Source organism: Paenibacillus sp. 23TSA30-6 (genome assembly GCF_014858585.1).
Taxonomy (GTDB): domain Bacteria; phylum Bacillota; class Bacilli; order Paenibacillales; family Paenibacillaceae; genus Paenibacillus.
Genome location: NZ_SLTL01000004.1, coordinates 133,892 through 156,147, shown reverse-complemented (window position 1 = coordinate 156,147; position 22,256 = coordinate 133,892). Strand labels below are relative to the sequence as shown.

Annotated in this window: 23 protein-coding genes and 1 other annotated feature; of the genes, 20 read left to right on the top strand and 3 right to left on the bottom strand. The window is 47.9% G+C overall.

Annotated elements, in window-relative coordinates:
• Nucleotides 1-16 precede the first annotated feature (16 nt).
• A complete protein-coding gene (gene ytfJ / locus E0698_RS05295; RefSeq protein WP_134913811.1) occupies nucleotides 17-508 on the top strand; it encodes a GerW family sporulation protein in 492 nt (163 codons plus the stop codon).
• A gap of 99 nt (nucleotides 509-607) precedes the next feature.
• Here ytfJ and E0698_RS05290 read toward each other — a convergent pair whose 3' ends face one another.
• Entirely contained in the window at nucleotides 608-1,324 is a 717-nt protein-coding gene (locus tag E0698_RS05290; protein ID WP_192510840.1) for a protein-glutamine gamma-glutamyltransferase, read from the bottom strand.
• 220 nt (nucleotides 1,325-1,544) lie between these two features.
• Here E0698_RS05290 and E0698_RS05285 point away from each other — a divergent pair, with 220 nt between their 5' ends.
• From E0698_RS05285 to E0698_RS05260, 6 genes are all read left to right on the top strand, one after another.
• Nucleotides 1,545-2,807, top strand: a complete 1,263-nt coding sequence (locus E0698_RS05285) for a D-alanyl-D-alanine carboxypeptidase family protein (protein ID WP_134913815.1) — start codon at nucleotides 1,545-1,547, stop codon at nucleotides 2,805-2,807.
• 40 nt (nucleotides 2,808-2,847) lie between these two features.
• Nucleotides 2,848-3,600, top strand: a complete 753-nt coding sequence (locus E0698_RS05280) for a nucleoside recognition domain-containing protein (protein WP_134913817.1) — start codon at nucleotides 2,848-2,850, stop codon at nucleotides 3,598-3,600.
• Nucleotides 3,601-3,607: 7 nt separating this feature from the next.
• The gene (locus E0698_RS05275) at nucleotides 3,608-4,138 is read left to right on the top strand and encodes a spore maturation protein (RefSeq protein WP_025685820.1); all 531 of its coding nucleotides are present in this window, start codon (nucleotides 3,608-3,610) and stop codon (nucleotides 4,136-4,138) included.
• A 78-nt stretch (nucleotides 4,139-4,216) separates the two neighbouring features.
• Entirely contained in the window at nucleotides 4,217-4,975 is a 759-nt protein-coding gene (locus E0698_RS05270; protein WP_025685819.1) for a pseudouridine synthase, read from the top strand.
• Between the two features lie 110 nt (nucleotides 4,976-5,085).
• Entirely contained in the window at nucleotides 5,086-5,802 is a 717-nt protein-coding gene (locus E0698_RS05265) for a response regulator transcription factor (protein ID WP_025685818.1), read from the top strand.
• A 1-nt stretch (nucleotide 5,803) separates the two neighbouring features.
• Nucleotides 5,804-7,231, top strand: a complete 1,428-nt coding sequence (locus tag E0698_RS05260; RefSeq protein WP_192510839.1) for an ATP-binding protein — start codon at nucleotides 5,804-5,806, stop codon at nucleotides 7,229-7,231.
• A gap of 255 nt (nucleotides 7,232-7,486) precedes the next feature.
• Here E0698_RS05260 and serA read toward each other — a convergent pair whose 3' ends face one another.
• Complete coding sequence (serA, locus tag E0698_RS05255; protein WP_192510838.1) at nucleotides 7,487-9,079, bottom strand: phosphoglycerate dehydrogenase; 1,593 nt, start codon at nucleotides 9,077-9,079, stop codon at nucleotides 7,487-7,489.
• Nucleotides 9,080-9,343: 264 nt separating this feature from the next.
• Nucleotides 9,344-9,595, bottom strand: a binding site (T-box leader).
• Nucleotides 9,596-9,779: 184 nt separating this feature from the next.
• Between serA and E0698_RS05250 the strand changes: the two genes are divergently transcribed.
• Together E0698_RS05250 and E0698_RS05245 are read left to right on the top strand one after the other, a co-directional pair.
• A complete protein-coding gene (locus E0698_RS05250; protein ID WP_044646802.1) occupies nucleotides 9,780-10,367 on the top strand; it encodes a type II CAAX endopeptidase family protein in 588 nt (195 codons plus the stop codon).
• Nucleotides 10,364-10,717, top strand: a complete 354-nt coding sequence (locus E0698_RS05245) for a hypothetical protein (RefSeq protein WP_192510837.1) — start codon at nucleotides 10,364-10,366, stop codon at nucleotides 10,715-10,717. Before E0698_RS05250 ends, E0698_RS05245 begins: the two co-directional genes overlap by 4 nt.
• Before the next feature lie 128 nt (nucleotides 10,718-10,845).
• Here E0698_RS05245 and E0698_RS05240 read toward each other — a convergent pair whose 3' ends face one another.
• On the bottom strand, nucleotides 10,846-11,772 hold the full coding sequence (locus E0698_RS05240; RefSeq protein ID WP_192510836.1) for a polysaccharide deacetylase family protein: 927 nt from the start codon (nucleotides 11,770-11,772) through the stop codon (nucleotides 10,846-10,848).
• 93 nt (nucleotides 11,773-11,865) lie between these two features.
• On the opposite strand from E0698_RS05240, the gene E0698_RS05235 reads away from it, so the two are divergent.
• From E0698_RS05235 to E0698_RS05185, 11 genes are all read left to right on the top strand, one after another.
• Nucleotides 11,866-12,243 (top strand): hypothetical protein, encoded by a 378-nt coding sequence (locus E0698_RS05235; protein WP_134913827.1) that lies wholly within the window; start codon nucleotides 11,866-11,868, stop codon nucleotides 12,241-12,243.
• Nucleotides 12,244-12,440: 197 nt separating this feature from the next.
• Nucleotides 12,441-13,055: a genetic competence negative regulator gene (locus E0698_RS05230; RefSeq protein ID WP_014282120.1), complete on the top strand. Its 615-nt coding sequence runs from the start codon at nucleotides 12,441-12,443 to the stop codon at nucleotides 13,053-13,055.
• An 86-nt stretch (nucleotides 13,056-13,141) separates the two neighbouring features.
• On the top strand, nucleotides 13,142-13,837 hold the full coding sequence (gene prsW / locus E0698_RS05225) for a glutamic-type intramembrane protease PrsW (protein WP_192510835.1): 696 nt from the start codon (nucleotides 13,142-13,144) through the stop codon (nucleotides 13,835-13,837).
• A 265-nt stretch (nucleotides 13,838-14,102) separates the two neighbouring features.
• Nucleotides 14,103-15,485, top strand: coding sequence for a germination protein YpeB (ypeB, locus tag E0698_RS05220; protein WP_192510834.1), 1,383 nt, complete (start codon nucleotides 14,103-14,105; stop codon nucleotides 15,483-15,485).
• Between the two features lie 176 nt (nucleotides 15,486-15,661).
• Complete coding sequence (locus E0698_RS05215; protein WP_134913830.1) at nucleotides 15,662-16,318, top strand: flagellar brake protein; 657 nt, start codon at nucleotides 15,662-15,664, stop codon at nucleotides 16,316-16,318.
• Nucleotides 16,319-16,451: 133 nt separating this feature from the next.
• On the top strand, nucleotides 16,452-17,159 hold the full coding sequence (gene cmk / locus E0698_RS05210; RefSeq protein ID WP_192510833.1) for a (d)CMP kinase: 708 nt from the start codon (nucleotides 16,452-16,454) through the stop codon (nucleotides 17,157-17,159).
• The gene (locus E0698_RS05205; RefSeq protein WP_149093584.1) at nucleotides 17,156-17,749 is read left to right on the top strand and encodes a lysophospholipid acyltransferase family protein; all 594 of its coding nucleotides are present in this window, start codon (nucleotides 17,156-17,158) and stop codon (nucleotides 17,747-17,749) included. Before cmk ends, E0698_RS05205 begins: the two co-directional genes overlap by 4 nt.
• Before the next feature lie 120 nt (nucleotides 17,750-17,869).
• Entirely contained in the window at nucleotides 17,870-19,096 is a 1,227-nt protein-coding gene (gene rpsA, locus E0698_RS05200) for a 30S ribosomal protein S1 (protein ID WP_134913836.1), read from the top strand.
• Nucleotides 19,097-19,240: 144 nt separating this feature from the next.
• On the top strand, nucleotides 19,241-20,563 hold the full coding sequence (der, locus tag E0698_RS05195; protein ID WP_025682256.1) for a ribosome biogenesis GTPase Der: 1,323 nt from the start codon (nucleotides 19,241-19,243) through the stop codon (nucleotides 20,561-20,563).
• An 11-nt stretch (nucleotides 20,564-20,574) separates the two neighbouring features.
• A complete protein-coding gene (plsY, locus tag E0698_RS05190) occupies nucleotides 20,575-21,183 on the top strand; it encodes a glycerol-3-phosphate 1-O-acyltransferase PlsY (protein ID WP_192510832.1) in 609 nt (202 codons plus the stop codon).
• Complete coding sequence (locus E0698_RS05185) at nucleotides 21,176-22,216, top strand: NAD(P)H-dependent glycerol-3-phosphate dehydrogenase (RefSeq protein WP_192510831.1); 1,041 nt, start codon at nucleotides 21,176-21,178, stop codon at nucleotides 22,214-22,216. Before plsY ends, E0698_RS05185 begins: the two co-directional genes overlap by 8 nt.
• Nucleotides 22,217-22,256 lie beyond the last annotated feature (40 nt).

The window sequence follows — 22,256 nt, the reverse complement described above, 5'->3', positions numbered from 1 at the left end:
CAGAGGAGGAATAATCATGTCAGATCACCCGATTCAAGGGCTCATGCAAATCGCGATGGAGAACATCAAAGCCATGGTGGATGTGAATACGATTGTGGGAGACGCGGTGGAAACACCCGATGGTTCCGTTATTTTGCCAATCAGTAAGGTAGGATTTGGTTTCGCAGCTGGGGGAAGTGATTTTAACGTAGATGAAGAGGCGCTTCATACTTCCTCGGCGTCGGGTAATCATAGCGGGAAGGAAGGACATCCTTTTGGTGGCGGTAGCGGTGGTGGTGTATCTATTCACCCGATTGCTTTTCTGGTTGTCGGCAAACAGGGGGCACAAATCGTTCCATTGGACAATCAAACGCATCTGATTGAGAAACTCATCGACTCCACACCATACCTGATTGATAAGGTTCAGTCTATCTTCCGGAATGCAGGCGGAGACTTGCATACTCCACCCCCACAGGTACCTGTAGATGTCACTACTGATCACAGTCACTCTGGCCCGGCTTATTTGTAACAGTTATTGAATATGATTATTTGCACAGGAGGGTATTCCAAAGTCAGCTATTGGCTAAGGAACACCCTCTTTTTTTACATACACCCAGCCATCATAATTTTATGCACGAATATACTGTCTTCCACCGATGCTCGCATGTATACGAGGAGTGTGCACGTGTAAAGGGCTCAGCTCAAGTTCTTCTTCCCGGTTTCCCTCAGGGGCAAACTGTGACAGATAGACAAAATCGGGGTAGATCACTTCATTTGTCAAATAAGCAGAAGTGGTGGACCCAGGTCGCCGATGATGATTGAGGGAGTCGATGATGCCTTCCGCTGTGTGGATGCCAATCCCGTGACCATAAAACGAGTTTTCCCTTAGCTTGATAACGTTTTCTCCTTTCCACTCCGGCGTTTTGGGTGATACATCGGGATTGTTAAAATACAGGATATCACCAGGAACGGCCTTGTGAATCCCCTGCTCCTGTATGAGTCTGAGATCACTGTCATAGTGCCAATCATACAGCAGCATATCGGCAAAAATCCGGTTAAATTCACTTTCCAGAATGGAATCCAGCACTCCTTTGTAGAGCACAATGACCATAGCTGTCGCACACTCAAAGGCATATTTATGCCCATTTACAAAAATATCCCTGATCCCCTGCGCTGGTGTAACACCTGCTTTAATCTGAAATCCGCCATTTTCCGTCAACTTCCAAAATTGCGCGTTGCTGCGTGCGGTATCAAAGGTGGCAAAGGATACACCGCTTCGATTCAAGGCTTCCGCTGCCTCGACAATTCGGCTTCTTAAGATCGTTTCAAACTGTTGCCGCTGCATGTTGTACCTCCATTCATTCATTCATTCATTCATCATGTTTAGTAACTATTATATATATGTAAGCAGGAGTGGAAGTTGCCTAGTTTGCTTCAAAAAGTATGCGGAAGAGAGGGACGATACACCATATCCCTAGAGGGATTTTCTGCTATAAAGGTGGACATACTTTGAACAGCTTGGACATAGAATGGTACAAGACTTGTTCAAAACCGGAGGAATCCAAATGTTTAAAAGAATGCCAAAAATCCACGCGGGTAGCATCCGATTTTTTTCAAAAACACACACATTTGTGTTGCCGCTGGCACTGCTGCTCGTCCTGACATTGCCGCTCACATTGCTGAATCCTCAGCCTGCTCGGGGAGCAGTGAAGAAGGAGGAAGTTCCACCAGCTTTGACTACACATGCTCAAGCTTCCTCTCTTATTGATGTCACATCAGGAAGAATCATATATTCCGCCGAGGGTGACCGGGAGCTACGCATCGCCAGTCTAACCAAAATCATGACCGCGATCGTAGCCATTGAACATGGACGCTTGCAGGATCGGGTAAAGGTGAGTCCGACGGCTTATGCCAAAGAGGGTTCCTCGCTTTTTCTCCAAAAGGGTGAACAAATGACACTGGAAAATATGTTGTACGGCTTAATGCTTCGTTCCGGTAACGATGCGGCTTCCGCCATTGCGGAGCATGTGGGGGGGACGGAAGAAGGATTTGTTCATTTGATGAATGAGAAGGCGGTTCAGCTTGGACTAAGCCATTCTCACTTTGCTAATCCGCACGGACTGGATGCCGAGAGACACTATTCCTCTGCCAATGATATGGCCCGGCTTACCGCTTATGCACTGCATAATCCAACCTTTGCTCGCATTGTGAAAACGGAGTTGAAAAAAGCACCCAATCCGAATGAATCTTGGGATTATTCATGGCATAACAAGAACAAGATGCTGAGGCTCTATGAGGGAGCTGATGGTGTGAAAACGGGTTTTACGAAAAAAGCGTTTCGCTGTCTGGTCAGCTCAGCCACACGGGACGGTCGCCAGCTTGCCGCTGTTACCTTGAATGACGGAGACGATTGGAATGACCATGCCCGCATGCTTGACTACGGTTTCCGATACTATCCGCTCATTCCGATTACGGACAAGCAACAGCCGATTGATGGTTACCCGCTGCTTACAGGCGCAAGCTTTGCCTATCCTTTGCATGATGGGGAGAAGGTGCAGCTGCACAAAAGACTGGTCCTGTATAAAAAGTCCAAGTCTAACAGAGCTGACGTATCCTTCGGTTTGCGGGGACGTGTCGAGTTCCTGCTGGAAGGTAAGCTTATTGGCTCCGTTCCTGTGTATGAAAAAGGCAGTAAGCTGCCCGCCCGGAGCACAGTACAGCCACAACAGGAAATTCCGACGGCACAAGCTCCTGCAAGCCGTGGTAACCAAGAGCGCACCTGGGCGAGCGGATGGAGCGATATTTTAAGAAAACTGTTCAGAGCATAGGGATTGCGTCACATTCATCGGTGAAAGGGAGGGATCGGTCTTGATTCATCTCATATGGGTGGCCCTGATTTGTATTGGATTTGTGTTTGCCGCCGCACAGGGAAATATTGAAGTGGTGACCAAGGCGGCATTTGACGGGGCGGCTACGGGTGTCACGGTATGCTTTGGGCTGATTAGTGTGCTTGTGTTCTGGATGGGCATGATGAAGCTGGCGGAAGATGGGGGGCTTTTGCAGAAAATATCCAAACTGCTCGCCCCGCTAGTTGCTTTTCTGTTTCCTGATGTCCCGCGTAATCATCCGGCTATGGGGTATATCTTGTCCAATATGAGCGCTAATCTGCTCGGCTTGGGAAATGCAGCGACCCCGATGGGCATCAAGGCGATGCAAGAACTGCAATCGCTCAATCCCGACAAGCAGACCGCTACGCCCGCTATGTGTACGCTGCTCGCGTTGAACACGGCCAGCATTACGCTTATTCCGACCACACTGATTGCGATTCGTCTCAATTATCATTCCGCCAATCCGACCGAAATCGTCGGGACGACGCTGGTGGCGACTGCGATAGCCACCTTTGCCGCGATTGCGGCGGATCGCTGGTACCGTAGCCGGGAGTTGCGCCGCCCTCCAGCCAGTCCACCGTCCACATCATCATTGCCGTCGCAGAAAACACAGGCACCACAAGCTACGCCAGTATCTGCGTCCTCTCCGGCTACGCCGCCCGTTTCTTCACCTGCCGTTCCGCGATCAGGAATGACGGCTGCCAAGGGCAGAAACACCACTTGGAAAGGATGAGGGAGGCATGCTTTATTTCATTAATCTCGTATCGACTTGGGCCATTCCGGTTATTCTTGCCTTTATTCCTTTATATGCATATGCCAAAAAGGTGCCAGTCTACGATTCCTTTGTGGATGGAGCCAAAGACGGCTTCTCCACGGCCATCAGCATCATTCCTCATCTCGTAGGCATGATGGTGGCTATCAGCATTTTTCGGGCGTCCGGCGCTCTGGATTACTTGATATCCTGGGTAACGCCCTGGATCAAAAGCTGGGGCGTACCCGGTGAGGTACTGCCATTAGGACTGTTGCGCCCGTTGACGGGCACCGGCTCGCTTGCGTTTACAACGGATCTGATCCGCACGTATGGCCCGGATTCCATGATCGGTCGTATTGCCTCCACGATTCAGGGCAGCACGGACACGACACTCTATGTGCTGACTGTATATTTTGGCGCGGTAGGTATCCGAAATGGACGGTACGCCTTGAAGGTGGGACTGTTTTCAGACGTAGTCGGTTTTGTGGCAGCGATTGCGATTTGCCTGCTTGTATTTTGATTCCCGCATTGATTTGTGAACGGGGCTTGTGATTTTGTTCATGGATGGGTATCATTAGCATGAGGTGAATTAGCGAACATGGAAAGATTGCAGAAAATATTGGCTCAGGCTGGCGTAGCTTCCCGACGTAAATGTGAGGAGCTTATTCAGGCGGGCAGCGTGGAAGTGAACGGGGTTACCGTAACAGAGCTGGGAACGAAGGCAGACCCTGATCAGGATATAATTACGGTAAAGGGCAGACCGATCAAAACCGAGAAAAAAATCTACTTAATGATGAACAAGCCTAAAGGCGTAATTACGAGCGCTTCCGATCCGGAAGGCCGTAAAATCGTGTCCGACTATCTGAAAGGCGTTAAGGAACGCGTCTATCCGGTAGGTCGTCTTGATTACGATACTGAAGGGCTGTTGTTGCTCACCAATGACGGCGAGTTCGCCAATCTGCTCACCCATCCGAAGCATCATGTGCCCAAGACGTATGTGGCGACAGTCAAAGGCGTTCCACACGGAACCGAGCTGGACAAGCTGAAAAAAGGAATCGTGCTAGAGGACGGTATTACCGCGCCTGCTGAGGTGGAATACAAGGATGTGGACCCGAACGGCAAGGAGTCTGTGATCCAGATTACTATTTATGAAGGCAGAAACCGTCAGGTCAGACGGATGTTTGAGGCCATTTCCCATCCGGTTATCAAGCTTAAACGGATTGCTTTCGGCGATCTTCTGCTGCAAAACCTGAAGCGCGGTCTGACGAGACCCCTTACTAAGGACGAGATCAACCGTCTCATTCAACTTGCACAGTCAGACAACACGAAAAAGAAACGGACAGGACGGGGGTCATAACCCCGGCCTTTTTGGTGTAAAGAGAGCTGAATGAACAGAGTAAGGTTTGACCGGACACGGGAAAATAGTAAAATAGAGAGAATGCTTTTTTTAGCGAAGGGGCTGGGAATATGTCAGAACATAGCAACCGCATATTAATTGTAGATGATGAAGAACGCATTCGCCGCCTTCTGCGGATGTACCTGGAAAAAGAAGGATACGAAATTGATGAAGCTGAGGATGGCGAAATTGCGCTCCAGAAAGCGACTGCAAGCGATTACAGTATTATTCTGCTCGATGTGATGTTACCGGGCATGGATGGAATTGAAGTTTGCACACGTCTGCGTCAGACCAAAGCTACACCTGTAATCATGCTGACCGCCAAAGGCGAGGAAGTAAACCGCGTACAGGGCTTTGAAGTCGGAGCCGATGATTATGTGGTCAAGCCCTTTAGTCCGCGTGAGGTGATTTATCGGGTGAAGGCGATTTTGCGCCGTTCGTCGGAAACTGCTTTTTTGACCAAGGAGACGGTGCCGAGCAACAGCATTGTTTTTCCGAATCTTATTATTGAGCATGATGCGCACCGTGTAAGTGCAGGCGGGATTGAAATCAGTCTCACACCTAAAGAGTACGAGCTGCTGCATTATTTGGCTGTGTCGCCGGACAAGGTGTTTTCGCGCGAAGAACTGCTGAAAGACGTATGGAATTATGAATTTTTTGGTGATCTACGAACGGTGGATACGCATGTCAAACGGCTTCGTGAAAAGCTGAACAAAGTATCGCCGGAGGCAGCGGCTATGATTACGACGGTTTGGGGCGTGGGCTACAAGCTGGAGGTTCCAAAATAACGTGAGCTTCTGGAGATCGCTGGTAGGCAAGCTATGGATCACCATCATTTGTCTTGTAGGCTGTGTGCTTATTTTTCTGGGACTTTTTTTGTTGCCGTATATCAACAGGAATTTTGCGGCGTATGAATCGACGGAAATTAAGCATTTGTTCACCTATACATGCATTGTTGGATTTTTACTGACGACTTTTTTTGCTCTGTTTCTTTTTACTAAAATTACGCAGCCCATGCAGCTATTGATTCAGGCGGCGAATGCGATCCGTGAGGGAAGGTATGATACGCGGCTTTCGCTGGTAACGAGTGACGAGATTGGCGAACTGGCGAAAACTTTCAATCATATGTCTACGGAGCTGGAGGCGACGATCCGCAGTCTGAATGAGGAGAAGAATCATCTGTCCAGCGTGCTGAGAAGCATGTCTGATGCTGTTATGACCTTCGACAGAAGCGGGCAAATCATTTTGACGAATCCGCCTGCGCAAAGTCTGTTGGATAGATGGAAAAACCTGGAGTGGCAAGAGCACGACCAGGAGGAATTCGGAGTGTCTGTACCCGGGCCATTGCTGCCGTTGTTCCATACCGTTATGGACAGGGGAGAGGACGGCGGCGACTATATTCATGTAAAACAGGGCTCCTGGTCGGTGCAAATGGCACCGTTGTACACAGATAATGTAATTCGTGGCGCTGTGGCTGTGCTCAGAGACATCACGGAGGAGGTCAAGTTGGAGAAAATGCGGAGCGATTTTGTGGCCAATGTATCCCATGAAATCCGTACACCGCTTTCCATGATGCAGGGCTACAGCGAGGCCTTGCTCGATGGAATGGCTGGCTCACCGGAAGAATCCGAGGAACTGGTACGCGTCATCCATGATGAATCGTTGCGTATGGGAAGGCTGGTCAAGGATCTGCTTGATCTGGCCCGAATGGAGGCAGGTCATACAGACATGCATCGTCAGGAAGTGGATGTGAATGAACTGATCGAGCGTGTTCATCGTAAATTTACGGTGCGCTCTAAGGAACAGGGGCTGACGCTCGATTATCATGAGCAAGGACAGCATTTACTGCTGCCCGAAGCAGATGAAGACCGATTGGAACAGGTACTGACCAATTTGCTGGATAATGCGTTCAGGCATACGCCCGGTGGAAAAAGTGTTACCATTAGTGCCGATCGGATTTTGGGGGAACGGCATGAGCTGATCCGCATTCGGATTAAGGATGAAGGTGTGGGCATTGCCAGCGAGGATCTGCCTTATATTTTTGACCGCTTTTATAAGGCGGACAAGGCCAGAGTGCGGGGAGTGGACAAAGGAACCGGTCTGGGGCTTGCGATTGTCAAAAATATTGTGGAGGCTCACGGAGGCTCTGTCACTGCTGCCAGCGTATTGGGAGAAGGGACGGAGTTCACTATTTTGCTGCCGACCTCCAAAAAATAAAGTCGGGCTCTGCAACAGGGCTTATAAGCCAACAGCAGAATAACCCCGGTTCGCAGGCATCCTCGGAAGAGGGTGCTTTTTGTTGAAAAATCAACATTTATCTTGTTCAACGTGGAACATTCAGCTTCTCAGAACAGGTAGGTCTAATGCTGGTCACGGATATGGATCGTGGATATATAAAAAAAGACGCCCGGTTCGCCGGGCGCCTCTCTGATTAGGCAAAGCATGTTAACATTATTCAGCATTGCTGATAGCTTAATCGAGTACCACCTCTTGAGCGGTATTCAGTTCCGGCAAGCCAACCAGTTGGATTAGCACGTCTTTAGGAACGGCTTTATCAACAGTCAGAATCATGATGGCTTCACCACCGACAATTTTACGTCCTACCTGCATGGAGGCGATATTCACGCCGTTCTCCCCGAGCAGAGTGCCGACACGGCCAATAATGCCGGGTTTGTCATTGTGGGAGATAAGCAGGAAATGCGCTTCTGGTGCCACGTCCACCGGGAACTGGTTCAACCGGACGATACGTTCGCCATAGCCTGCGAGCAGGGTACCCGCTACACGTTGCTCCTCGCCGCTTTGCGTTTTGAGCGTGACGGTAATCAGGTTGGTAAAGCCCTTGGTAGCCGGAGCCTGAGACACGACAAGATGGATGTCACGTGTTTTGGCAAGGTGGACCGAGTTTACAATGTTAACATCGCTGCCCAGATGGCGACTGAGCACACCTTTCAAAATATAACGTGTCAGCGGCTGTGTATCTACAGAAGACAGATCACCTGCGTAATCCACCTGGATTTCACGTACAGCCTGATTTGTCACTTGAGCGGCAAAGCTGCCCAGCTTCTCGCCAAGCGAGAAATACGGCTGCAATTGCGTCATCACGTTGGATGGCACCGGAGGCATGTTGACCGCATTTTTGAACGGCTCATCACGCAAAATGTGCAGCACCTGCTCGGATACGTCGATCGCTACATTTTCCTGAGCCTCTACTGTGGATGCACCCAGATGCGGTGTAACGATAATTTTCGGATGGCTCAGGAAAGGGTGATCCTGTGCTGGCGGCTCCGATTCGAATACGTCAAAGGCTGCGCCGGCAACGATGCCTTCATCAATGGCTTCAACGAGAGCCATTTCATCGACAACGCCGCCGCGGGCACAGTTGATGATACGCATCCCTTTTTTCATCACTTCAAACTGCGGACGGGCAATCATATGCTTCGTTTCCGGTGTTAACGGTGTGTGTACCGTCATGAAATCTGCATTGCGGATAATTTCGTCCACACTTGCCAGCTTGATGCCCAGCTTCTCAGCGCGCTCTTCCGTCAGAAACGGATCATAGCCGAGAATGCTCATGCCGAAGGCTTTGGCACGTTTGGCTACCTCGCTGCCGATGCGTCCCATACCGAGTACGCCAAGCGTCTTGTTACGCAGCTCAACACCGAGAAACGTTTTACGATCCCATGTACCGCCGATGGTTTTAGCATACGCCTGTGGAATATGACGCGCCAGAGCCATCATCATGGCAAAAGTATGCTCACATGTCGTAATCGTGTTGCCGTCAGGGGCGTTAATGACGATAATTCCGCGTTGTGTTGCTGCTTCCAGGTCGATGTTATCCACTCCGACACCGGCACGTCCGACAACCTTGAGGTTCTTGCTTGCTGTCATGATACGTTCGGTTACCCGGGTTTGGCTACGAACGAGTAGTGCATCATAGTCACCAATAATTTGAACCAATTCGTCCTCGCTAAGACCTGTGTTCTTGTCCACCGTGACATCGTCTGCATCCATCAGTTGCTGGATGCCCAGGTCACTGATCGGATCGGATACTAACACTTTAAACATTTTGGTTTCCTCCTCAAAGTTAACTTCTTTTATGGACAGGATGTACTTCAAACTGAAATACATTCCATAAAGAACGTGGAAAAACTTGAAATGCTTCTGAAAAAAACAGAAGATCGCGGACAGCACTAACGTGATAACGCATTGACGCAGAAAAGGGATGAAATAGCATTATGCACCTAACTGACGGTTAAAAAGGTCATATGCAGAACCGCTTGGCGGTTTCCGGGCATCAAAAAAACTCCCGAATCACATACTATCTCCATAGTAAGGGACGAGAGTTTATCGTGGTACCACCCTAATTCGCAGCCGTTTCGCAACGGACTGCCTTCAGCGGTCATAAATATGACCGAAAGGATAACGGTTTTCTGCCGATTGCATCTAATGCCGGGATATCATCCCAAGGCTTCGGTGCAATAACTCAGGAGCGCTGAAAGTAGTTACTTCGCCACCGGCTTCCACCCAAGCACCGGCTCTCTGAGGACGAAATCAATACCTTTTCTCCATCATTGTTGTTGTCGCTAATAATTTTTTCATAATGTATCATGCCTTACATGGACATGTCAATAGGACATGTGACATGTGTGGACACCGGGCTAGATACATAGCTATAGAATGCAGAATAATAAGTTTTAAGCCTTCTTGAATCCGTTCGACTTTTTGGCTATGATGCTTAAGAAGACTATGCAGAGGACTAACTACTATGAAAAAGCTTAAAGTGAAATGGAAAAGAGCGCAAATTCATGAATTGAATGACCGCTTGCTGCTTTACAATTTGTATCTAACCCAGGGATTGACCCTGATGGTCGGCGCAATCTGGATTATTTTTCAGAAAAGAAATGTGCTGGAGTTGTTTGCGTGGCCGAACAGTCTGCATGTTTTATGGTGGGGGTTGGGACTGGCTGCGGCTATGCTGCTGGTGGACCTGCTCCTGTCGCGGGTTATGCCCGAGGATGCTATGGATGACGGGGGCATTAACCAGATGCTGTTTCAAAACCGCCCCATCTGGCATATTGTATGTATAGCAGCCATCGTTTCGATCTGTGAGGAACTATTGTTCAGAGGGGCGATTCAGTACAGCTTTGGGCCTTACTGGACAAGTATCTTGTTTGCGGTCATCCACATCCGGTATTTGCGGCATTGGATTCCAACAGGCTGGGTTTTTCTGAGCAGTTACGGTTTGGGCTACATATACGTGCAGACCGGTAGCCTGTGGGCGCCGATTATTTGTCATTTTGTGATTGACCTCATATCCGGTTTGGCGCTACGTTTTCGGAGGTATGAAGCATGAATCAGGAACTTAGCAGAGTGCAGACTTATGGCAGCCGCCGAAATGGACGCAAGAGCAAGGAAGAGAACAGTCCAAAACCGGCTCGCTCCCGTGCTTCACGGCCCGCACCGGAATTGGCTCACGTTGCTGCTGCACCGGAAGTTGCTGCTGCACCGGAAGTTGCTGTGACGATGGAGGAGGATGCTCCTGTCAGCGAGTACCGGACACGGGCAGAAATGTTTCCGTCCCGCCGTATCCGGGTGAGCAAGTGGTTTTTAAATTTTTTGAGCACACTTTTTGTACTCATTACAGCAGCATTGCTGTGGTGGGGCATCAAAGGGGCACCTTCCATTAGTGAAATGTTCTGGTAATGATAAGCCTGTGTCATCGCTTGTACTTACGCCAAAAGAGCCTCCTTACCCGCTTGTGACTTGCGGGAAATGGAGGCTCTTTTGCAATCGTTCAGGATCGAAAATAGAAGTACGAACACAAGGGCCTGTTAGCTGGCAGGGACCTCAATGCTTTGGGGATCGACAAATTGGTAACCCTTTTGCTCCAGACGAGTCAACAGACTATCCAGCGCTTCTACGGTCCAAGGTAGCTCATGCATCAAAATATTGCTGCCCGGATGTAATTGTTCTGTCACATTTTTGAGAAGTGCATCGGTTTTATTCGGCTGACTCTTTTTCATCGTCCAATCAAGCGAACCGACGGACCATGTCATGTACAAAAGTCCGTTTTCTTTGGCAACTTTGCGGCTGACATCCCCACCTGCGCCATGAGGAGGACGGAAGAACACCGGCGTTTGCCCCGTTGTATCCTTAACAATTTTTTGCACCGATTCAATTTGTTTCTTCACTTCGGCCTCGGATTTGTTCTTTAGCACGATGTGATCCCAGCTATGGTTGCCGATGGGCTGCCCACGGTCATGAATGAGCTTGAGCAGCTCAGGGTGCTCCTTCACGCGGTAACCGTTTACGAAGAAAATGGCTTTCGCCTTGTGCTTGTCCAGTATGTCAATGATTTTGTTGATCATGACCGCTTCCTTGGGTCCGTCGTCAAAGGTTAGTAAAACAACCTTTTTCTCCGCCCCTTGTTGGTTAGGAACCACGTTGTAAGCCTTGTCCAAATGATACGTTTTGTTAACGGTAGCCGTTGAATTTGTAGCCTCGTTGCTGTCGGCGACGGTCTTGCCAGTTTGCGGCGTTGTTTGGGCTGTTGAGTTATTACCATGATTACTGCCTGCTTGCTCACTGCTGTTGGTTGGGGAAGAAGCTGCGCCCTGCCCTTTGTCTGTGTTGTCACTGGTTTCAGACGTTGCCGGGGTCTGGTTATTGCTTGTGGCTGCCGATTCTGGCTTGGCCGCAGTGCAAGCACTTAGCAGCAGACATGCGGTCAACAAAATGGCTGCTGTTTTTGTACCCATTAATTCATCTCACCTTCCTGTATTTATACCGTATGAGTTTGTCTCTGCTGACGAACACTATGCTTGATTCTACCACAAAGGGAGGTTCTAATTGTGAAAACATCTTCATTTTTCCTGGGAATCGTTTTGGGCGCAGTGGCGAGCACTATGATCTCCCGTAACCGCAGTATGTTAGGCTTATCTATGGACATGGATGGGAAAAAAGGCGGTAATCTGGTTCAAAAAGCCCGTACCAAAATGATGGACGCGGCGTTCCCCGGAATGGGTGATATTACGCTTAACAAGCAAGACACCCATAAGGATCACGATCACCGTTCCACAACAGATAAAACAGCTCACAGCGCCCATACAGCCCAAACTAAAGAAGAAAATATGAAGCTGATTAAAGATTTTATCAGCACCAGTCCCGATGTTAAGCGTGAGGTCGAGCAAATCCTGAAAGAAACTCATACAGCCGTACCGGGTTTGTAACCCGGAACCTCTATCTCGAATCATTTTGCGGCTTTTTTGTAAAAGCCGTTCAAATGATTCTTTTTTTTATCATTTTTATTTCGTGCATTTACGATTATAAAATGATAACATGATTACATAGAACCATTTTCATCACAGGCACCATAAATGCATCATAATCTGTTAATAACACTCGGCTGCCAGGAGGAGGGTCCAGTATGAAAATAGAAAGATTAAGCCAGGACAAGATACGGATTTTCCTTACCTTTGACGATTTGAGCGAACGCGGTATTCAAAAAGACGACATGTGGCAAGAAATTCCAAGAGTCCATGAGCTGTTCACCGAAATGATGGATCAGGCATATAGTGAGCTGGGCTTCGACGCCACGGGACCGTTAGCTGTCGAAGTATTTGCGCTTCCTGCTCAGGGCATGGTAGTTATCGTCACTCGGGGGAAATACGACCACCAACAATATGGCTCGGGTCCCGATGATGAGCTTCCGGAGGAAGTCTACGAAATGGAAGTTACGCTGGAACACAGCGATTCCATCGTCTACGCGTTTAGCGATTTCGAAGTACTCATAGAAGCGGCTCACATGCTCCGTAGCAACACCACGGATGCAGGTAAGCTGTATCATTATAGAGGAAAATGGATTCTGCATTTGGAGCCGGAAGAAGTGGAAGAGCCCAAGCTTGCGGCCTTGATCGCGGTTCTTGCTGAATTTGGGGAAGGCTCATCCGTAACACCGGCAATGCTGGAGGAGTATGGCAAGCTGGTCATTCCTGAACAGGCGATTGACGTCATCTGCACTCATTTTGACAGCCGCTCTTAATGAGGCTTAAAAAAAGTAATATCGAAGTGACTTTGTCGGCTCTGCGCTGAATGCAGGGCCGACTCATTTTTATGGAGGGATGATCGGTGCTTCTGTTTTCTGTTTTAGCGGCAGCAACTGCGCCGGGTCTCGCCTTATTAATGTATTTTTACTTGAAGGACAGATATGAATCCGAGCCGCTGCACATGGTTATCAAAGTGTTTTTGCTCGGCTTTTTGGTGGTACTGCCTGTCATGATTTTTCAACGTGGGTTGCTGCTTTGGCTGGGGGACAACACGTTAATTCAGGTGTTCGGCATTTCGGCCGGAGTGGAAGAGTTTTTCAAATGGTTTTTGCTGTACCACTTTATATATAATCACACCGAGTTCGATGAACCTTATGACGGTATATTGTATGCCGCCGCAATCTCGCTTGGATTTGCAACCGTTGAAAATCTGCTGTACGCATGGGCGGGCCACGCTTCTGTTAGCATGATGCTGATGAGATCATTGCTTCCGGTATCTGGTCATGCAATGTTTGGAGTCATGATGGGCTATTACATGGGGAAGGCCAAGTTTGCAGAGGACTGGAAAAGCAAATATATGTTGCTTCTGTCATTGGTGCTTCCATGGTTCTGGCATGGAATGTACGACCTGATTCTGACGACAATTTCGCATGACTGGATCTGGTTTATCATTCCTCTGATGGCATTTCTCTGGTATGGAGGGATGGCGAAAATCAGTCGGGCCAACAACCGATCTCCATTTCGACTATTCAAACGGGAGGAAAAGGTTAATATGTAACAATTTGGGGCACACTGATCTGACAAACCTGTTAGAGAAAGAGGTGTCTTTTTTTTGCGTATTAAAGTGAGAATACATTGTAAAAGGTGTGGTGAACGTTTCGTGCTGAGAGGACGGATGGAGCAAGGGCGTGTTCAGACCGGCTTTAAGCGCTGTATCTGCGATAACTGTGAGTTTATTGTCGAAGTTATGGAAAACCATGCATAAGAGAGCATTCTTCTTGTCACACTATCGGTAGTGTACTTGAAGAAAGGAGACTCCCAATATGTATAGACGACTTAGTACTGTAATGTTTCCGATTGTTACCCTGATTATGATAGGAGCATTTGTGTGGGGTTATCGGGAAAGCCAGATGAGAAAAGAGGTGTCTCTTCAGGCGAATAGCATGTCCATTAAAGCGGAAAATCAATATCAGCGTGCGTTTCATGATTTGTCGTTTCATATGGATCAGTTGCATTCACAACTCGGGAACGCTATTGCAGTTCACAACACGTCACACGCCATGCACCGCAAATGTCTGATGAATGTATGGAGAATTACGAGCGAGGCTCAAAATGAGGTCAACCAGTTGCCGCTCAATGTGATGCCTTTTAATCATGCCAAGGATCTGTTGTCGCATCTATCTGCATTTGCGTATCAGACATCTGTCCGTGATTTGGATCACGAGCCTTTGAATGAGAAAGAATTATCGAATCTGAAAACGTTATACACTAATTCCAAAGAAATTTCGAAAAATATGCACGAAGTACGGCAAAAAGTCCTCAGCAAAAATTTGCGTTGGATGGATGTCGATACAGCGCCAGGCTCCCAGACCGGGCCTAAGGACAACACCATTATTGACGGCTTCCAATCCGTAGACAAAAAAGTAGAGAATTATAAGGAGCTGGATTGGGGACCATCCGTGGCTAGCATCTATGATAAACGCTCTGTGAAGAAGCTGAGTCTTCCTGCTGTGAACGCAGAGCAAATTAAGCGGAGTGCGGCTGAATTTACCGGGAAACCGGAAAGCCAGATTCGTGTCCATGAAAATGGTAAAGGCACGGAATGGGCATCTTATACAGCTACCCTGTATAACAAACAGAAACCTGTAGCCACTATGGATTTTACCAAAAAAGGTGGCAAGCTTATTTCCTATCATGATATGAGAACGGTTGGGCCGAAAAAATCAACTCGCAATGAGGCGGTACGCTATGCAAGTGAATATCTCCAACGTAAGGGATATCCAGGGATGAAGCCTGTTTCTTATGATGAAAGTGGAAATTTAGCCAACATCACATTTGCCACTCAAAAAGGGGATGTGATTATCTATCCAGAAAAAATCACAGTTAGATCCGGTCTCGATAACGGACAAGTGACCGGTTTTCAGTCGAGTGACTACGTGTTCGAGCACAGCCATCTCCGCCGTATTCCGAAGGCCAAGCTGGATGTGAAGGCAGCACGTGCGAAGCTGAATCCTGAGTTTCGTGAAACTTATCACCGGAAAGCACTGATTGAAAATGAACTGTCCAAAGAGGTTCTGTGCTACGAATTTGGTGGAAAAATCAACGGTTCCATTTACCGAATCTACATTAACGCTGATACGGGGATGGAAGAAACGATTGAACAAGTTAAAGATTCGGACGAACCGGCTTCAGCAAGTCATGTTTAATTGCAAATAGGATAAATACGTAAAAATGAACCATTAGTCACGCTAAACCTCCTTTATGAAGGAGGTTTTTTGTGCTTTTGACATAGGTATAACAAATATAATGTTTAAAATGGGTACAAAGTCGTGGTATTATATACCTTATTACAGCTTTTAAATGGACAAGGATGGTGGGCGGTTTGTTTCCTGAAATTAATGATGTGCTATACATACAAGTGGCTGGTACCGATCATACGGACGAACATTTTGAATTTAAGTCGCGTATTGCGGAAGAGGAGTCCCAGAACTTTCTGATAGAAGTACCTATGTCTCAAACGAGCGGCCATCTGAAAAAATTGTTTTTGGGAGAAGAACTGTCGATATTTTTTATGAGCGAGGGCGGGATAAAAAACTATTTCAATACCCACGTTACCGGCTTTAAAGAGGATGTGCTCCGGATGGTCCGCATTCACAAGCCTGCCCCAGACAGTATCAGTAAAATTCAGCGTCGAAATTTTCTACGGGTCCAGGCCAACCTGGAAATAGCGGTGAAGTATGGATCAAACGAATCAAGGTTTGTAGCTGAGACGCATGATGTCGGCGGTGGAGGCGTTTCTTTTCAGACTCAAGGCTCGCATCATCTGGAAGAAGGTGAATCATTGTCCTGCTGGATTCTGGTCCCTTATAAAAATGGAACTCAGGAGCATGTCCCGTTCCAATCCGAAATTGTACGTATTCAGCAAATGGAAAACGGTCGCAGGATGATCATGCTGAAATATGAGGAAATTGCTGACCAGGAGCGTCAAAAACTGATTAAATATTGCTTTGAGCGTCAGTTGGAATTCAGGGGGAGATAGCATTCATCCCGGTTTATTCTTTTTTTTGTTAACCTGCCGTTCATTTTGCATCAACTCTGAATGTGTGGTATAATTTTCACGTCGCAGGCAATGCCTGCTTTTTTCTTGAGGTTAGGTTAGGAGGAATTACCCGTTGGCAAGGCAGCATGGATCTTCAAGTAATAAAATAAATGTAGCCATTGATGGACCTGCTGGTGCAGGGAAAAGTACGGTGGCCCGCTTGGTAGCGAAAGCACTTTCTTATGTTTATGTAGATACCGGAGCGATGTACCGGGCAGCAACGTGGTACATGATGTGCAAGGAAATTCCGGCGGAAAATGTAGAAAAAGTGCTTCAATATGTGCCTGAGTTGGTGATTGAATTAGTACCGGACCCTACAGGCCAAAAGGTTTATTGTAACGGGGAAGATGTAACGACAGTGATTCGTTCGATGGAAGTGACAGGCAAGGTGTCACAGTATTCGAGTATTGCGGGGTTACGTTCGCGTTTGACTGAAAACCAGCGTGAAATGGCCGCACGTAAAGGTGTCGTTATGGATGGTCGCGATATTGGAACTACTGTGCTTCCTGATGCTGAAGTCAAGGTGTTTATGACCGCAAGTGTTCAGGAACGTGCCTCTCGCCGGTTTAAAGAACTGAGCGGAGCTGATGATATCACTCTGGAGCAGCTCGAACGTGACATTGCGGCGCGTGACAAGCTTGATGAGGAGAGGGAGGTATCCCCGCTTCGTTGCAGTGACGACGCTATCGTGCTGGATACGACCCATATGGGCATTCAGGATGTCGTCGATACCATTGTATCTTACTGCACCACGGCGAAGGATGGAGAGATCAGACAATGATATATGCTGTATGCGTCCGTATTTTGCGTCTCATATACCGCTTTCTGTTCAGACTTGAGGCGGTAGGCAGGGAAAATGTTCCTGCTGAGGGTGGAGTACTGTTGTGTTCTAATCATATTAGTAATCTGGACCCTCCTACAGTTGGCATTTTGCTGGATCGAAAGGTTCACTTTATGGCGAAAGCCGAGCTATTTAATACTCCTGTACTTGGTCCGTTAATCGACAAGCTGGGAGCTTTTCCGGTCAAACGCGGTGGTGTGAGCAAGGAATCCATTAAGCTGGCTTTGACCATTTTGCGTGACGGCAAGGTTATGGGGATCTTTCCCGAAGGCTCCAGAGGAGCCGGGGGAATCGGTAAAAAGGGTGCTGCCAGCTTTGCGCTGCGTAGTGGAGCGGCTGCCGTTCCGGTCGCCATTGTTGGTGATTACAAGCTTTTCCGTAAAACGAAAGTGATATACGGCAAACCTGTTAATTTGGATGCTTACCAAAAAGGTGCCGTTATCGAAGGAGATCCGCTTGAGCTGGCAACAGAAGAGATTATGTCTCGTATTCGTACAATGCGAGAAACCGGTGAGCCTACGAATAACTGAAAGGCTTGCATGAATTGTGGCTAATCTCGGAAAACTAGAACAGAAGTTTAACAATGTTTTGAACTCTGCCATGCGCAGGTTTAAATAAATGGTTTTTTTTGAATTGAGGAGGGTATTGACATGTCGGAAGAAATTAAAAATCAAGAAGCTGCTGAAGCGGCAAATCAAGACGAGCTCGATCAAATCGTCTCCCTGAAAAAAGGTGACACCGTTAAAGGTACAATCGTGAAATTGGAAGATAACCAAGCGGTAGTAAGCATTGGATATAAATACGATGGAATTATTCCAATTCGCGAGTTGTCTTCTGGTTTGGATAACGCAGAAGAAGCAGTACAAGTAGGCCAAGAGGTTGAAGCTAGAATTATTAGCATCGACGATGGCAAAGAAAAACTTGTCCTGTCCAAACGTGCAATCGACAGTGAAAATGCTTGGGAAAAGCTGGAGCAACTGTTTGAAAGCAAAGAAGTATTTGAAGTGGTTGTTAATGATGTCGTTAAAGGCGGCATCGTTGTAGACGTGGGTCTGCGCGGATTTATCCCTGCATCCATGGTAGAACGCCATTTCGTTGAAGATTTCAGCGATTATAAAGGCCGCACATTGCGTGTTGTCGTAAAAGAGCTGGATCGTGAGAACAACAAAGTGATCCTTTCTCAAAAAGACGTTCTGGAAGCAGAATTCGAAGCCAACAAGCTTAAAGTAATGGCTGAGCTGAAAGAAGGACAAGAAATCGTGGGTACGGTTCAACGTCTCACTCAATTCGGTGCTTTCGTTGACGTAGGCGGCGTGGATGGTTTGGTTCACGTATCTGAAATTGCGTGGACTCATGTCGACAAACCTTCCGATGCGGTTTCTGAAGGAGAACAAGTAAAAGTGAAAGTCCTGAAAGTGGACCCTGAAAAAGGAAAAATCAGCCTGAGCATGAAAGCTGCACAGCCTGGTCCTTGGGAATCTGCTGCTGGACAATTTAACAATGGAGACGTTGTAACAGGCGTTGTTAAACGTCTGGTTAACTTCGGTGCATTCGTTGAAATCGCTCCTGGCGTGGAAGGTTTGGTTCATATCTCCCAAATTTCCCACAAACACATCGGAACTCCACAAGAAGTTCTGGAAGAAGGACAAGAAGTTAAGGTTAAAGTTCTTGAAATGAGTCCTACTGAAAAACGTGTTAGCCTGAGCATTAAAGAAACTGAGGAAGCTCCAGAAGCTGCTCCAAGAGCAGAAAGAGCGCCACGTGCATCCCGCGCGCCTCGTGAGGAACTGAACAATCCGAACGTTTCTTTGAACAATTCCGGTCTGAGCATTACGCTTGGCGAACGTTTTGGCGATAAACTGAACAAATTTAAATGAGTTTGAATCAATACACTTTATAAGCATAACGTACACCATCGGCGGACCCAGAGGGTTCGCCGATTGTTGTTACGTGACAATATCGCTAACAGGCATGTTTTTTGCTATGATGATAGCGGAAGAATTGACAGGAGGAGTGAATTTATGGCAAGACCCGTTGTGGCTATTGTCGGTCGTCCGAATGTGGGTAAATCCACGATTTTTAATCGGATTATCGGGGATCGTTTATCCATAGTGGAAGATAAGCCTGGAATCACCCGTGACCGTATTTACGGTATATCGGAGTGGAACGGTAAATCCTTCAGTATTATTGATACTGGCGGCATTGAGATTGATGGAGAAGATGAAATCTTGAAATCCATCCGGATGCAAGCTGAACTGGCTATAGAAGAAGCAGATGTGATCGTATTTATGAGTGATGCGAAGGCAGGGATTACGCAATCTGATGAAGAGGTAGCCCAAATGCTGTATCGTTCGGGCAAGCCTGTTATTGTGGCTGTAAACAAGGTGGACAATCTGGAACGTGCGGATCTGATTTATGAGTTTTATTCCTATGGATTCGGCGACCCCATTGCCATTTCCGGTAGCCACGGTATAGGTATTGGTGACCTGTTGGATGCGATCACGTCCAATTTGCCTGAGCTGGAAGAGGACATTTATGATGAAGATGTTATCCGTGTTGCCTTGATCGGCCGCCCGAACGTAGGTAAATCCTCGCTCGTTAATGCCATTCTTGGAGAGGAACGGGTTATTGTTAGTGACATTGCAGGTACAACGCGTGATGCAATTGATACGCCTTTTGAAAAAGACGGTCAGAAGTATGTACTGATCGATACGGCGGGTATGCGTAAACGTGGTAAAGTATATGAGACAACAGAAAAATATAGTGTGATGCGTGCCATGCGTGCTATTGAGCGTGCAGATGTCGTGCTGGTCGTTATTAACGGCGAGGAAGGCATTATTGAGCAGGATAAGCACATTGCCGGTTACGCTTATGAAGCGGGTAAAGCTTCGCTGTTTGTTGTGAACAAATGGGATGTCGTGGACAAGGACGACAAAACGATGCGCCAGTTTGAAACAAAAATTCGCGATCACTTTCTGTTCATGACCTATGCTCCGATTGTGTTCTTGTCTGCGAAAACAAAGCAGCGCTTGCAAAAGCTGCTCCCTGTTGTCCAGCATGTGGCGCAGCAGCATGTCTTGCGTATTCAGACGCATTTGCTGAACGATGTTATTTCCGATGCGGTTGCGATTAATCCTCCGCCAACTGACAAAGGACGCCGTCTGCGTATTAACTATGTGACTCAGGTTGCTGTTAAGCCGCCTACGATGGTTGTATTCGTCAATGATCCGGAAATGATGCACTTCTCTTACGAGCGTTATCTGGAGAACAAAATTCGCGCCGCCTTCAACTTTGAGGGAACTCCAATTCGTATCTTTACACGGCGCAAGTCTGACGAAAGTTAGGAGCGAATAGGTTGATTTTACAGATCATTGCCATCGTACTCAGTTACTTGCTTGGCTCTGTCAGCTTCAGTCTGCTGTATGGGAAATTAAAAGGAATCGACATTCGCCAGCATGGAAGTGGTAATGCCGGCGCGACGAATACGCTGCGTGTGCTAGGAAAAGGCCCTGCCATTCTGGTACTGCTGCTGGACGTACTTAAAGGGATTGTTGCGGTGCTGATAGGGCATTGGCTTGGCGGAAATTCATCCTGGTTACCGGGTTTGTGTGGCATTGCGGCGATTGCAGGCCATAACTGGCCGGTATATTTCCACTTTCGCGGAGGAAAAGGTATTGCTACCGCTATTGGTGTATTGGTCTCAATTGCCTTAGTCCCCGCATTGTGTGCCGGAATTATTGCGATTCTTGCAATCGTAATTACGCGCTATGTATCCCTTGGCTCGCTGATTTTTGTCATTTTGACACCTTGGATTTTACTGGTACTTGGTTATGCATGGCCGCTCTTCTGGACGGCTCTGGTCATTTGTGTGTTTGCTGTGTGGAGACACCGCACCAACATTGCCAAGCTGGTACGGGGGAAAGAAAACAAGCTTGGCTCCAAAGGAGGAGATCGTCTTGTCTGAGAAAATAGCTGTGCTGGTCGCGGGCAGTTGGGGAACAGCTCTGGCTTCCGTCCTTGCGGCCAATAACAACGATGTCTCTGTCTGGACGAGAAACGAACAGCAAGCTGCTGAAATCAATGAGAAGCATACAAATGAGCATTATTTACCTGGTTCTGTCCTGTCTGAACGGATTATGGCTACAACTGATATGGAAGTTGCGGTGTCTGGTGCTAAAGCAGTCGTGATCGTAGCTCCTTCCGCTGCTGCGCGTCAGGTAGCGCGTAGTCTGAAAGCATTCTTTACCAAGGATATGCTGATTGTCCATGCCATTAAAGGCTTTGAAACGGAAACACTCAAACGTATGTCCACGGTAATTTCAGAAGAGCTGGAGGTCGCGGAAGGTGATATTGCCGTGTTGTCCGGTCCGAGCCATGCGGAAGAAGTGGTGCGGAAATGCCCCACGACGGTTGTAGTAGCCTCGTCAAATGAGAAGGCAGCACAGGCTGCACAGGAGCTGTTCATGAACTCCTATTTCCGCGTATATACGAACCGGGATTTGTTGGGTGTAGAGCTGTCCGGGGCGTTGAAGAACATTATTGCTTTGGGTGCGGGTATGTCGGACGGACTAGGCTTCGGAGATAATGCAAAAGCGGCTTTGCTGACCCGTGGGTTGGCAGAGATTACCCGTGCCGGAGTGGAAATGGGAGCCAATCCTTTGACCTTTGCCGGGCTTGCAGGCATCGGCGATTTGGTTGTTACCGCAACAAGCCGTCACAGTCGTAACTGGCGTGCAGGCTCACTGCTTGGGCAGGGGCGAAAGCTTGATGATGTGCTAGAGTCTATGGGCATGGTGGTAGAAGGCATTCGGACGACAAAGGCAGCCTATGCGATCTCGCAAAAGCTGGGCGTTCAGATGCCTATCACGGAAGTGCTGTACGGGGTACTGTTTGAAGGGCGTGATGTCCGTAAGGCCGTCGAGGCGCTCATGGGTCGCGACCCGAAAACCGAAATGGAAGTCATGCCCTTGCAAACATGGGAACAGTGGCATTCGTAAGGGCTTAGATGCACATATAAAACTTACAAAAGGCTGTCTC